This window comes from Priestia sp. D51 (assembly GCF_053345675.1).
This window is the reverse complement of record NZ_JBLTIR010000018.1, coordinates 1-13,092: the sequence shown is the minus strand read 5'-3', so window position 1 is coordinate 13,092 and position 13,092 is coordinate 1. Positions and strand designations below refer to the sequence as shown.

The following is a 13,092-nucleotide window of genomic DNA, read 5'->3' as shown; positions in this document are numbered from 1 at the left end:
TTAAATTTTGGAATGTAAAAGAGGAGAGACAATGCGCTCATTTGATAGGTATGTCTTTTCCTTTGAGAATAGCTTTAATCCCATAATATCGGGATGAACCTGTACAGTGACGGAACGATAATGTAAGCCGGAATCTTCTATACTAGGAAAATCATTGTTAAGCTTCTTATTGTAATCAGGTTTGAAATAATTAATTAGAGCTGCTTCCGTTACATCTATGATTTGATTATTTAATTCCAGAGGCGGATTCTCTGTGATTTCTTGTAGTTCGAGTAGATCTTCGTCCTCACTGTCTATTTCCTCTAATAATTGTGATTTGAACTCCAATAATAGAAGGGCTAGATCTTTTTCTGGATGTTCACGTAAAATATCTGCTTCTAACTTCTGTAAAGTAGGATCAGACATTAACTCTTCAGCTGGAAGGCGTTCTCCAGTCTCTCCAAATGCCTGCCCAATATAAACGATCTCTGTATCTAGGTAATACTTTGAATGCTCACGATAGACTTGAAGAAGACTTAACTCGATAACACCTTTTTCCCAACCTGTGAATACCATTGCTTTACGTGGCTTCTCATAGTTAAATTCAAATTTTCTGTGATCAAATCCTGGGATAACACTTGGAAAGACGGAAACGTCAAGCGTCTCCCTTGTAGTATGTTCGCCTGTTCCAACGATTACGTCAAAACGTATATAATCTTCAAAGAGTTGGACAGAATCTTCATCTATACTTAATTTTGGTATAAGAGTAGCCACGTAAATATTGTATCTTCGATCATCTGGCGATAAATGACCTAAATCATAAGGGCAACACAAGGTTAGATGATAAGCCCATGTTTGCAGCCCATACTCTGGCATATATTTAGTATTCATAGCTGCCTCCTTAGATCGTACGTTATTTTTGATATTCATAGACAACCGGAACGTTATCCATTTTCATGGTTTTGGCCACAATATAACGACGATAGCCATCCTTTAAAACCTTCGTTTCTTTCTCAATCGTTAACGGCTTGTCAAGGTGTCCTGTACGCTTCACAAATTTAATGACTTCTTCTGTTTTCACAGGGTTTGGACGTGTCTTTAAGAAGGCTTCAGGAGCGATAATGTCATCAAAACTCACAACATCCTTTGTCCCTCTTGGCTGAACAGGTTGCTGCTTTGGTTGTGCAGCCTTTTTCTCTTGAACAGGTGTTTCGTTCACTTCTAGCTGTACCGTTTTTGCTTCTTTTGCTACAGACTCTTGTTTTTCTTCCTGCTTAGTAGCTGCAACCTCTTGTTGAGCCTTAGAAGCCTCTTGTTGGGCTTCTTTCTTATCTTTTGACTCATTGGCTTCTTTATCGTTTTTATTCGGGAGAACGGTAATCTGGAAGCAGATGATACCAATTTCCCCAGGGCACTCGTCAATGGGAATATCTAACGTTGGTTCCCCTTGAATCAAGATTTTTTCATGCATAATACTCTTTTTTGTTAGTCCGGTTTTATTAAAGGCTTTCTTTGCAACAAATACGGTATACGAAATAAACGTACTCTTCTTCAGTCCTTTAGGAGCAGCAGGTGAACCTTTTTCACGCATATCAAAGGCAACGTAGCGATCGTATTCTCGTAATGGTCCTGTCGCAGATCCTGTTATTGTCATTTTATGTGGCATCGTGATCTCCTCCTACGTAGTTATATATATTGATTATTTAGAAGTATGTTCTAAATAATAATACTCTTATTAAACATCGGCTTCCAAGGGATTTCTTCGCTTTTGAATTAGGAAACGGATCCTTTTAACTGGTCCTGTTGGTGCAATAAAGCTTGTTCCTGTGGTGTTAAGGCTTGTCCTAGATCCTGTTTTAGCTGCGCCATTTCTAACAAACTGTACGTAGAACTGTGCTCTTTGAGTAAGTCTTCTTCTTCTGGCGTTAGTTCTTGCCCTAAATCTTGCTTTAATTGAATCATTTCAAGCTGTTGATCCAAAGAAATAGTTTCTTCTTGTGTACACTCATTTTGCTCCTGTTCAGCTTTTAACCAAGCAGGAACCAATTCCTTGCGGATGATATGTTTAGGCGTAAATAAAGCTGTCTTAGCTTCAGTATGTATGTCTGACTCAGATGTTTGTTGTTCTGTATTCCCTTTTAGTAGCTTTGTAAATTGATTGAATGCAATTTGATAAACAAGACGGCACATGTCATCCAGTGATAGGGGAGCACCCTTGTGATTCGCTTCATGGACATATTTATCTAAACCAACAATGGCTGTATAAGCAACTTCATGTACGTGTTCTTTGACAATCTCAATCTCTGTATCTCGTTTTACTGCTTTTGCTGCATTTTGAATACGAGCATAAAAAGCTTTTAGTTGATGACCATATTTACCTGCATACACATTATTTACTTTCTTAGGCACACCTTTGATATAAGCAAACGACTGTGAAGCAGATATTAAATGATTATTTAAATGATTTTTAGGTAAATCAAGGTTAATAAAGGGGGACGACGCTTTTTCGTCCTCAAAGCTTGGTGTATCAACGTTTTTAGCACTTTCTGGACTTGTCACAGGAGTTGTCACAGGAGTTGTCATTTCTTCTTTTTGAAGTGTTTGAATGCCTGTTGTATCGTGTGCAAAAAAGATTTCCTCACAAATTTGATCAAAATTCTTATGGTTTTTAAGGATAAACACATAGCTATCAGGATGAGCACCTGTCGTATCTTCTTTGATATAACGGGCCACGATCATAAACGGTGTTTCCTTTAATGATTTCACAAAGCGAGAAACAGTACTTTGGGATACATCAAACTTTTCCATCAGTGTTTTGGAGTGAATCGCTTGAATGCCTGTGGCAACAAGGTTATAAATCACGTAATCTAACATTTCCATACGTTTTTTAGGGAATACTTTATGTAAGGCTTCTTGTTGTTGTTTAAAATAAGTACGAAGTGTTTCGATAAACGCTTCTTTCTTTTTGCGAAGGGTCGGTTTTTCTTTCCACAACCATTTAAATCGTCCGTTGAAGGTATTTACATCTGGTAAATAGCAAGTTAATATCTTGTTCATTTGTTCATCTTCTCCTTTAAGGAACACAAAAAAGACACTGTTTCCCTGAAGAAAGGAAAACAATGCCGTGATTTTGATGAACTAAGCCCTTGAAATAGATGTCAATTTCATATAAAATAAAAACATAAGTTTTATTTTATAGAAAAACTAACTCTATTAACAAGAGACTTCGACAAGTGTTTTCCCTACCGTAACTAGGGGGAACGGTTTAAGAGTGGTGGTACACTACTTAAACAGTTGAAGTCTTTTTTCTATCCGCACGTTTTTGTTAGTTTTATTATAGCGTTAACTAGTCTCATAATTCAATAAAAATTAGCAAAATATATCAAAACAAGTATTTTTAGCTACGATCTGTTTGTTATTTCTTTAGGAGTCGACTTCATCATAGCTGAATTTGTGGAATCTGGGGAGGGGTATTTTTTTACCCCTCCCTAAGTATTTAAAAGTATGTTATAATACTGCATTTTTATAACGTTAAAGGCTTGGTAATTCGTACACTTTTAATGATAAGGGTAAATAGCTATTCTGGGTAGGGTGATTTTTTCTAATCCTTTTTGGTGGATGGAGTGAGAAAAAAATCACCCTGTTCAATATGCTCATAATATGGTATGAGTAGCTTCTAACTATGAAGGCAGGGGAATAAATTGAGCTTTAAAGGTAGTACAGAAGCTTATATATAAGTTATAAGTTGATCCTAAGTTAAACTCTTGTGTTGAGATTTTGAAATAGAGGGGTAAACGACTTGGAGTTAGTAAAAAGCAATGCGCTACTATATAGTTCATTTAATTTTTACTATATCGTTTGTGAGAGGGAATCGTATGTGTCATCTTGTTTTTAAGATAGCTCTAGAAGCCTTGTACGATTCGTATAAGCCTCTTTAATGTCTTTTGAATAGTTTATACCATTTTTTTATTTTTAGAAGCTCCCAATGACTATTAAAAGTTTCAGCAATAAACTACGTAGCTTAGGGGTTCACCTATAAAACAAATGTAATGTATCGATCAGGACATAGGCATGAAAGCTAAATTTACTCATACATGGCCTTTTTGAACTTAGCTACTCGAACTCTTCATCTCACTATAGTATAGAAGCAGAAAAAGCAGGCCTTGGCCTGCTTTTATAAACGCTACGATTAATCTTCAAATAAATGGTCCATTTCTTCTGCTTCTTCTCGTTTTCTTTTTTCCCTGAAATGCATTTTTTCTTCCTGAATCTTGTGTAGCGCAACTCTTTTGGCCTTCTTGGTAGCCTCTGTTTCACCGAACTCTGTGGACTTAAACTTCTGAATATTTAATTGGTCGTATAAATTATTAACAAGTTCCATTAATACTCGAGTATCTATTTGTGTGTTCTTTGTCGTTTCTTTTACCTCACTTAACTCATCGCCTAAGTACTGATAAAATCCACTTGCTCTTTTCAGGTAAGCCTGACCTATTGCGTCAATTGTAGCAGTATCTAAAAATGTTTCATCAGGCTCATTATTTTTTAATCGTTCATATTTTCGAATGATATCTGCAATGGCGTCCCCTGGAAAACGATAGCCTCTCTCTTTCATATGTTTATGAAGATATTCATCAGCCTCTTCACTCAAAGAAATCATTCTTCTGTGTTTGCTTGCGGTCATTATTCGTCATCCTCCCCAAAGAGTTTATTGAATGTACGATCCATATTTGTCATCGCATCTGAGCATCTTTGCATTGTCTCTATGGTTCGATCATACAAATCATCAATAGCTTGTTCTTGCTTTTCTACTTCTTCCATAATAGATAATGTTTCAATTTGTTCTTTCAAAAAAGCTTGTCGAGAAAGACCTTTTTCTTTGGCTAAACGATCTACTTTACTCACAGCAACCGGACATACATTTCTCACTTTAATCTCCATGTTGGTTCTCCTTTTCTGTATTTTTATTGGATCAACATAAACAGTGTAAAAAACATACTGAAGAGCATAAGGGGTTTTTGCCCCCACAGGGTGTGTGGGGCTAGGCAGAGCCTAGCTTCACCGTGATACCACGAAAGTTGCTTAGGTGCACACCTTAAGGTTCCTTTCTGGGTATATAGTGTGGATATAAAGTCTCCTTTACAGGTGACTCTTTGTGTATATTCTGACGATATGAAGTCCCTCTGCAGGTCACGTCAGTTTATTGGGATTGAAGAATTTTTCTTGATGATTCGTACTCTAAATGTTGAAATTTTTTAACGGCTTCTTTCATGGAGGATACACCTAATTTGCGTATAATCGTTTGTCTTTGTGATTTGATTGTGGCTTCTTCTTTAGACAGAATCAACTGCATTTCCCGTCCAGAATATCCATCTAAAGCAAGCTCGAAAACTTGTTGTTCAGCAACGGTAAATTGATTAAGAAATACTTTTTCTTTAAGGATTTTGCATTCTTCTTCTACACGTTTTAGTCGAGCAACTTCATCAACTAAATCAGATGCTACACTCAAAATATGTTCAATTCCCATTAAAAGTTTTTCGCTTTGTTCCATAATAAGACCCTCCTGTTTTTTGAGGGCAACCCATGTTATAATAGAGGTCCTTACGAGTTCTACATGGGGTGCTTTCCTGGCAGGGAAAGTGCCCTTTTATTTTGTTTTTTTCCTTACTTCTTTGAATCTTTAAAGAGTTCTTTCTCCAAAAGTTGAACAAGAAATTCTTTTTTGCTTACGCCCTCTTCAATACACCTCTTTGCAAATTCTTTAAACAATTCCTCAGGAATGTCAGCATTTAATCGCTTAAATCCGGATGGTGTTTTAGTCATATAATCCCTCACACTCTTTAAATGCAAGTCACTCATTTGAGTGACTTGCATTTAGTTTAAAGGAAATAATTCCTAAAATCAACAGTTGTTCACGTGGAAAAGTAATTACTCAAGGACTTTCTATAAGGTTTTTCATTAGTTATCTGCACCAGATACTAGAATTGTTATGATTGGTGCATTGGTTGCGATTACGTATTCCTACAAGAGCTTTGTTAATCTTACGAGCATATACAAGTATAAATTCAAAGGCTACAAGATAAAAACAGATGGATATCTGAGCATAATTTCATTTTTTACATTAATTTTAATAATATTGAATTTTATATAAATATTATTAAATAGTGATTTATAAGATCGAGAAATTCCCGAAGAAAACAGAACAACTTAAAGAGAGAATATAAATACATTTGAATGCCAACAAATTTAAGCCAAAGGTAATAATAATGAACAAATAAAAAAAGGCGTTGGAATGGCCAAACGCCTTTTTTTATTTATTCATTTCTGCAATCCATACCAAAATAGTAACGATCCAACCTATTACTAGTGAAACAGGCAAAAAAATTGTAAAAAATATATCCCATTTATCTGGTGGGCCTGATTGACTTTTTTTGTTCATATAATCGTCCTTTTGTTGTTTATTTTCGCTAAGAAGTGATGTGCACATTTGAAACTTTTAATTGTAAAATTTTGATTTATATTCTATTTATTCTATCAAAAGGGATTATAAAAGTATATGAAGACCTATCATAAGTGGAAGAAAGTTTAAGCTTGCTTGGAAGTTAACTTTCTGGAAGATTTTTGTTATGTATTAACTTAACTATTGAAATTTAATATATACATAACTATTATTTATTGAATATTACTAATTTTATGTAAATAAAGAAACACTTGTAATAAAATTTCCAAAAATGTATACTTGTTAGGCGAAATAACATAATAAAGAAAATTGGAGATGTTTTTAATGAATTGGAAAAAAAACTTAACTGCTTTAACTGTAGCAGGTATTGCTTTATCTGGAAGTATTGTAGCTAATGCAGGTACTTCTTGGTCTAAAACAGAATATCTATCTGTTCCGGGCCATAATGGTTCAACTACGTCTAGTACTCAAAATAAATCTAAATCTAATGCTTCTTCTGATTTAAAGGTTACTAGTGTTAGTAAAAAGAACTCTATTGATGTTCGAGCTATTGGCGGCGCAGGTCAAGGTACAGGGGCTTGGGTAAGAAACGTAAATACGGGAAGTTATGCAATTCCTAATCCAGTTAAAGCTGGCCATGCTACTCAACTACAGTATAGCTCAGATCTGACAAGTCCTAATATTTCAATGGGCACAAAATGGAAGAGTAATTAATTAAGATATTATATAATAAAGAGCTTGGAGTGATTTTTCACTCCAAGCTCTTGTTTTGAAAATATTCTAATTTATAGAAAGGATGTTATTAAGATTATTAGAAATCTTTTTTTAAAGGAAGTTAAAAACAGTTTAGGTATAAAATTCTTTGCTTTTTTAGTTCTTCTTTTTGCATACCCTTATGTAATTTTTTTTCTAAGACATGATTCTTATATTTTTAGGGATGCATTAGACGTTTATACATTTATGTTTGAAGGAATATTGCCTTTAATATTTGTCTTTTTGACAATTATAGTCTACGTAGGTGGATTTTCAAACTTATTAAGCAATCGTTTTATGGTTTATCAGAGAATGAGAGCACCTTTGAAGACGCTTTTAGGATCTAGTTTACTAAGCAATGTTTTCCTAACATTTATCGTATTTTTTCTGTTTACTTTTAACCTGTTTATATTTTCATTTTACATTCAACCATCTTTAAATATGGTTGAGTATCATCCAGAAGTTTATCATCTTTCTGGTAAGAGCCTTATATTAGATTCATATACTAGAAATACTTTTACCCAGTTCTTAAAATATGGTAATTTTGCGTATGGCTTAGTGTTTTCATTTTGGGTTGGTTTAAATGCTGTATTATATTCTTCTTTGGGTTTCTTTACAGTTTTACTTTTTAAAAACAAGTTAATTGGGATTGCATTTCCTGTATTATTTTACTTAATAGGCACGTTTTCATTTAGCTTTTCAGATACTTTAGCACCTTTTAGAATGGCAGATGTTGTGTTTCCATTTAGTATTGAACAAGAACCTATCATTACAACTTGTGTTACTGTATTTGTCCTATTTTTAATTAATATATTCCTATCTATATATGTATTTAAATTTAAGATTAACAGTTTGGAAGATACAATATGAAGTATTTAAAACAAATAATAGACTATTTATCCAATACAAGGTGGATAATATTTATAATATTTGTTTTGTTTTACAGCTTATATATTAAGAATCAGGTAGTTGATTCTGCTATTGAATATAACGCTAATTATAACGTGTGGGACATCTTTTTTACTTTCTTATCGGATCCTTTTTTTATAATATATTTTATTTTACCAATTTGGATCGTTATTTCTATTAAATTAATAAATGATAGCTGGAATGAAAATATATTTATCCGACTTTCTAGTTACAGACGATGGCTAAGGTATGGACTTACTCAAACTTTCTTATATGCAATAATCTTACAAGGGTTGATTATTGTAATAATCTTGGGGATGAGCTTTGGGGTTCCTTTTTCAATAGAATGGAGTAAATATTCATCTTTAGACATCTTAAGTAATATGTCTTACAACTTAAGTGAAACGAATACTCCCGTATTATATGCAATAGCTCAAATCATTTACTTGCTCTTTTTTTTATTAGATGTATACCTTATACTAGCAGTCCTTTTTTTGTTTATTCCTAAGTATAAGGTTGTGTATAGTCTTGGAGTGTTTATCTTTATTGGAATTATTATTTCCTTTAAGATTTTCACAAATATTCCATATCTCAATATAGCTAATTATATATCTGTCTCATATGCGTATACTTGGCTATTTTCTTATATTTATCCTATTGTTACTTATATTACTTTAATGATTATACTGTTATTGGTAGGTAAGTTAAAAAAATGATTAAAAATAAAACTATGATGGCTACAGTTTTTATTATTTTTTGTTCAGGCTGTATATTGGCTCAAAGCTTTATAATTCCTAAGACATCTTATACTGTCTGGGACAATTTTTACTATCAATATTATGGCGTTTCTACAAAAGGTTTTTCACTATATACGTACATGTTTTTTATTCTTGTTTTTTTCGCCTATCCATTTATTAACCAAAATAAGTATTTAGATATGTTTAATGGAGACATCTACTATATATTAATAAGACATAAGTCTTTTGATAGGTGGTTCAAACAAGTATTCTTGAGGATGATTATAAGTTCTTTTGCAATTATTGCTTTCTTATTTCTTTACACATTTTTGATTAGCTTAAGCATTAATTTAAAACTAGAAAATCACGTTACGAGTAGTACTCATATAACAGCTGGGATATTAGCTTATCAGTTTACAATCAATGGATTCTTACAACTCGTTAATTACAATTTAATCTTATTTATTGTAATATGCGTTACTAGAAAAATTGGATACATTCTATTAATCTCTGGAATTACTATTGTTTTAGGGCTACCAATGATAAACGCATATGGAATATTTCCATCGGCCTTAAACAGTCTGGGTTACTTGTCTAGTAATTATTCGATTGTATTATCTAAAACATCTATTTTACTGTTATATATCTTTATTGAATTAACTATCGTAAAACTTTTACTAAACAAGAAAAATATTTTTTTCCTAAATATAGGAGGAGCTTAATGAACATTATTAGTGTCAAAAACGTAAATAAAACGTTTAATAATATCGAATTGTTTAATGATATAAATATAGAATTTCAAAAAGGGAAAATATATGGCTTAGTTGGCCCCAATGGATCAGGTAAATCCGTTCTTTTTAAAATGATTTGTGGTTTTATAAAACCCGATTCTGGAAAAATTGATATTCATGAAGACTTTATGGATAAGAAACAAGATTTCCCTAACTCTTTTGGAGTGATTATTGATAGACCTGCTTACCTTGCAAGTAAAACAGGTTTCGAAAATTTAAAACGCCTAGCTAACATTCAAAATATTATTTCTGAACAGAATATTAAGGATACAATGGAAAGGGTAGGATTGGACTGGAAGTTAAAACAAAAAGTGAAAAATTATTCTCTAGGGATGAAACAAAAACTTTCTATTGCACAAGCAATAATGGAAAATCAAGAAGTATTAATTTTAGATGAACCTTTTAATGGATTGGATAAAAAAAGCGTGGAATCTATTAGAAACCTCATATTAGAATTAAAGAGAGATGGGAAGACCATTATTTTTACAAGCCATAATCAAGAAGATATTACGAAACTCTGTGACATAGTTTATGAAATTGAAGAAGCTAAAGTAATCTGTCAAAGTGAATAAACTATATTATTACAAATAGGATAGCCAATATTTTTAGGTATTTAAACGGCTGTCCTACTTGTGTGCTTGCAAATAAAAAACGCTTTTAGAAAGATATACTACATCTGTTAGCTATAAATAATGATTAAAATTTAGTCCTTCTTCCTTTATGCCTTTTATAGTTGTACTCCTCATTTTTGTTAGTTCATACCCTTGTTCCTTTTCCTGTCAACAATATTTATTTCAAACAATTTAATCCAGGTATATAGTAATTGGTCTTTTTTTAGAGTTAAAGCTAACTTCCTTTATAATTGACTCCCTTTACGCCTAAAAAAAGCTTCTTTTTATAGAAAATAATACCATAAAATTAATTCTCATAAATGACATAAAGTATAGCCATATACAGAATAAAAATCTTATTATATAGAATAGTTGTAAACGCTAGAATATAATTGACAGTTTTTGCTCAATGTAATTTTACACTTTTGCTTCAATAAGCTAGAACTCTAGTAAAATAATAGAATGTGTTATTTTACTGGGGGGACAGCGTCTTGGAGGAGAAGTTAATGCTTTATTTAAATATTCAACAACTACATCAACGGAAGTTTAAAGTATCTCAAATTGCACAGGAGCTCAAAGTATCAAGACCAACCGTTTATAAATATTTAAAAATGACATTTGAAGAGACAAAAGCATACATGGAACAGCTTCAAGGTAAAGGTAAGAAGTTGGATCCCTACAGGGATTGGATTATCGCTTGGCTTGAAGAATACCCTCATCTCAGTGCAGCACAAATCCACGATTGGCTCCTAGAGCGTTATCCCGATTTAGTTGTGGGCGAGAGTACAGTAAGAGCATATGTGAAAGAGATGCGGGAGATTTATCAGATTGAGAAAAAAGTAATAATTCGGCAATATGAAGCAATCCCTGAACAACCTATGGGTAAGCAAATCCAGGTGGATTGGGGAGAAACGAAACAGAAGACAACTGAAAAGAATGAAATCAAACTATATTTCATCGCTTTTGTCTTAGCTCACTCTCGATACAAATACATGGAGTGGCAGGACCGGCCTTTTACAACAAATGATGCCATTCGATGTCATGAAAATGCATTTCAATTTTACGGAGGACGTACAGAAGAAATTGTGTATGATCAGGATCGTTTAATTACAGTAAGCGAAAATTCAGGTCAGCTACTTTTAACTTCTGAGTTTCAAAGCTATGTAAATGAGCGTAAGTTTAAAGTTCATTTATGTCGTAAGGCAGACCCAGAATCAAAAGGAATGATTGAGAATGTTGTAAAGTACATAAAGGGAAATTTCGCAGATAGCCGAGTATTTAGCAATATTGAAGATTGGAATAACCGTGCGTTACAGTGGCTACATCGCACTGGAAATCAACATGTTCATCAGACAACGAAAAAAAGACCAGCTGAAGTGTTCCCCGTCGAAAAGCAACACTTACAGCCCGTCTCTTCACCACTTTCATATGAAAGCGTCATTACCCCAAGTATAACAAGGAATATTAGTAAGGACAATACAATACGGTTCAAATCAAACCGTTATTCCGTTCCTCTCGGAACGTATAGTGCAGCCTCTGATAATGAGGTTTTTATTGAAGTCACTTCGAGCCAACCGCCAACGCTGATTATCCGGAAACAGTTAGAGGGAGAAGTAATTGCTGAACATAGCATTAGTAATGAAAAGGGAAAGCTTATTCAACATCTACATCATATCCGGGATCGCTCAAAAGGTATTGAAGAATTTAAGAAACAACTGGTTTCACATTTTGAAGATCAGGAACGTGCAACTTTTTATTTAAATGAAATTTGTTTAAGATACCCACGGTATCGGCGTGATCAGCTCATAATTATTCAAAACGTCATTGAGAAATACCCAATGTGGATTGAAGACACTTTGACTAAATGCATCATAGATAAACTTTACAGCGCCAATGACTTTCGGGATATCGCAAACCATCAAGATGCATTACAAACTGAATGCACCCAAAAGGTGAAGCCTCCCTTTATAAAACATTCAGGTAAAGACAACATCATAGTGACAACTCGCTCCCTTACTGCTTACACAAGTATTTTAGGGGGTGAACCACAGTGAATAAGACTGTAAATGACTTGCAGGAGCACTTTCGCCAATTAAGGTTATCGGAAACAGCTGAGGAGCTACCAAAGCTCCTACGTGAGGCTGAAAAATCTTCTTGGACGTATTTAGAATTTCTTGAATCTATCACACGTTATGAACTGAGAAAACGTGAAGTAAAGAGTTTAGAAAGAAGAATGAAGTGGGCGCACTTCCCTTACGTGAAGTCATTAAGTGAATTTAATTTAGAAGAGCAAAGAGCTTTAACGGGGCGCCAATTGACCCAGCTCGCAGAGCTAAACTGGCTTGAGCAGCAGTATAATTTAATTTTATTGGGACCGCCAGGCGTTGGTAAAACATTTTTAGCAATCGGTTTGGGAATTGAGTCTATTCACAGAGGTTTCAACGTCTATTTCGTAACTATGGGTGAGCTTATTCATCTTTTAAAAACGGAAGAATTTCTAAATAAATCAAAAGTGCAGCTAAAGCGATTAAGAGGCGCCGATCTGGTCATTATTGATGATTTAATGTATATGGCAATGGATCAGCGAGAAGCAAATTTGTTTTTTCATTTAATTAATCATTTGTATGAACGAAGTTCCATCATTCTCACATCCAATAAAAGCCCTGAACAGTGGGGTGAATTAATGGGAGATCAAGGAATTACCACTGCAATTTTAGATCGTTTACTTCATCGTGTAGAAGTCATTCATATGGATGGAGATAGTTATCGAATGAAACATCGAAAAAGTGTATTTTCAGCAGAAGTGTAAAAAGCAAATAAGCAAAAAGTGTAAAATTCGACGGCTCTTTCTCACT

Annotated in this window: 12 protein-coding genes; 5 read left to right on the top strand and 7 right to left on the bottom strand. The window is 33.6% G+C overall.

Going from position 1 to position 13,092, the window contains the following annotated elements:
- The 7 genes from ACNHOZ_RS27675 to ACNHOZ_RS27645 form a co-directional block, all read right to left on the bottom strand.
- On the bottom strand, positions 1–870 hold the full coding sequence (locus tag ACNHOZ_RS27675; RefSeq protein WP_447697407.1) for a hypothetical protein: 870 nt from the start codon (positions 868–870) through the stop codon (positions 1–3).
- Between the two features lie 22 nt (positions 871–892).
- Complete coding sequence (locus tag ACNHOZ_RS27670; RefSeq protein ID WP_447697406.1) at positions 893–1,645, bottom strand: plasmid stabilization protein; 753 nt, start codon at positions 1,643–1,645, stop codon at positions 893–895.
- A 107-nt stretch (positions 1,646–1,752) separates the two neighbouring features.
- Positions 1,753–3,036, bottom strand: a complete 1,284-nt coding sequence (locus ACNHOZ_RS27665) for a replication protein (protein ID WP_447697405.1) — start codon at positions 3,034–3,036, stop codon at positions 1,753–1,755.
- A gap of 1,132 nt (positions 3,037–4,168) precedes the next feature.
- Positions 4,169–4,660: a hypothetical protein gene (locus ACNHOZ_RS27660; protein ID WP_447697404.1), complete on the bottom strand. Its 492-nt coding sequence runs from the start codon at positions 4,658–4,660 to the stop codon at positions 4,169–4,171.
- The gene (locus ACNHOZ_RS27655; RefSeq protein ID WP_255906763.1) at positions 4,660–4,917 is read right to left on the bottom strand and encodes a hypothetical protein; all 258 of its coding nucleotides are present in this window, start codon (positions 4,915–4,917) and stop codon (positions 4,660–4,662) included. The genes ACNHOZ_RS27660 and ACNHOZ_RS27655 overlap by 1 nt, the downstream gene beginning before the upstream one ends.
- 259 nt (positions 4,918–5,176) lie before the next feature.
- Positions 5,177–5,527 (bottom strand): helix-turn-helix transcriptional regulator, encoded by a 351-nt coding sequence (locus ACNHOZ_RS27650; RefSeq protein WP_241097493.1) that lies wholly within the window; start codon positions 5,525–5,527, stop codon positions 5,177–5,179.
- Positions 5,528–5,640: 113 nt separating this feature from the next.
- Positions 5,641–5,799: a hypothetical protein gene (locus ACNHOZ_RS27645; RefSeq protein WP_155404447.1), complete on the bottom strand. Its 159-nt coding sequence runs from the start codon at positions 5,797–5,799 to the stop codon at positions 5,641–5,643.
- A gap of 961 nt (positions 5,800–6,760) precedes the next feature.
- Between ACNHOZ_RS27645 and ACNHOZ_RS27640 the strand changes: the two genes are divergently transcribed.
- The 5 genes from ACNHOZ_RS27640 to istB all read left to right on the top strand — a co-directional run bounded on the left by ACNHOZ_RS27640 (position 6,761) and on the right by istB (position 13,046).
- Positions 6,761–7,150: a hypothetical protein gene (locus tag ACNHOZ_RS27640; RefSeq protein ID WP_255906762.1), complete on the top strand. Its 390-nt coding sequence runs from the start codon at positions 6,761–6,763 to the stop codon at positions 7,148–7,150.
- A 246-nt stretch (positions 7,151–7,396) separates the two neighbouring features.
- Positions 7,397–8,059, top strand: a complete 663-nt coding sequence (locus tag ACNHOZ_RS27635) for a hypothetical protein (RefSeq protein WP_255906761.1) — start codon at positions 7,397–7,399, stop codon at positions 8,057–8,059.
- 1,497 nt (positions 8,060–9,556) lie between these two features.
- Positions 9,557–10,198 (top strand): ABC transporter ATP-binding protein, encoded by a 642-nt coding sequence (locus ACNHOZ_RS27630; RefSeq protein ID WP_255906760.1) that lies wholly within the window; start codon positions 9,557–9,559, stop codon positions 10,196–10,198.
- A 545-nt stretch (positions 10,199–10,743) separates the two neighbouring features.
- Positions 10,744–12,291 (top strand): IS21 family transposase, encoded by a 1,548-nt coding sequence (istA, locus tag ACNHOZ_RS27625; protein ID WP_205663343.1) that lies wholly within the window; start codon positions 10,744–10,746, stop codon positions 12,289–12,291.
- Entirely contained in the window at positions 12,288–13,046 is a 759-nt protein-coding gene (gene istB / locus ACNHOZ_RS27620; protein WP_221817256.1) for an IS21-like element helper ATPase IstB, read from the top strand. The genes istA and istB overlap by 4 nt, the downstream gene beginning before the upstream one ends.
- The last annotated feature ends 46 nt before the right edge of the window (positions 13,047–13,092 follow it).

What these genes read in the sequence shown, in the direction of transcription:
- ACNHOZ_RS27675 (WP_447697407.1), bottom strand. Translation starts at nt 870, where the DNA reads ATGAATACTAAATATATGCCAGAGTATGGGCTGCAAACATGGGCTTAT.
- ACNHOZ_RS27670 (WP_447697406.1), bottom strand. Translation starts at nt 1,645, where the DNA reads ATGCCACATAAAATGACAATAACAGGATCTGCGACAGGACCATTACGA.
- ACNHOZ_RS27665 (WP_447697405.1), bottom strand. Translation starts at nt 3,036, where the DNA reads ATGAACAAGATATTAACTTGCTATTTACCAGATGTAAATACCTTCAAC.
- ACNHOZ_RS27660 (WP_447697404.1), bottom strand. Translation starts at nt 4,660, where the DNA reads ATGACCGCAAGCAAACACAGAAGAATGATTTCTTTGAGTGAAGAGGCT.
- ACNHOZ_RS27655 (WP_255906763.1), bottom strand. Translation starts at nt 4,917, where the DNA reads ATGGAGATTAAAGTGAGAAATGTATGTCCGGTTGCTGTGAGTAAAGTA.
- ACNHOZ_RS27650 (WP_241097493.1), bottom strand. Translation starts at nt 5,527, where the DNA reads ATGGAACAAAGCGAAAAACTTTTAATGGGAATTGAACATATTTTGAGT.
- ACNHOZ_RS27645 (WP_155404447.1), bottom strand. Translation starts at nt 5,799, where the DNA reads ATGACTAAAACACCATCCGGATTTAAGCGATTAAATGCTGACATTCCT.
- ACNHOZ_RS27640 (WP_255906762.1), top strand. Translation starts at nt 6,761, where the DNA reads ATGAATTGGAAAAAAAACTTAACTGCTTTAACTGTAGCAGGTATTGCT.
- ACNHOZ_RS27635 (WP_255906761.1), top strand. Translation starts at nt 7,397, where the DNA reads ATGTTTGAAGGAATATTGCCTTTAATATTTGTCTTTTTGACAATTATA.
- ACNHOZ_RS27630 (WP_255906760.1), top strand. Translation starts at nt 9,557, where the DNA reads ATGAACATTATTAGTGTCAAAAACGTAAATAAAACGTTTAATAATATC.
- istA (WP_205663343.1), top strand. Translation starts at nt 10,744, where the DNA reads ATGCTTTATTTAAATATTCAACAACTACATCAACGGAAGTTTAAAGTA.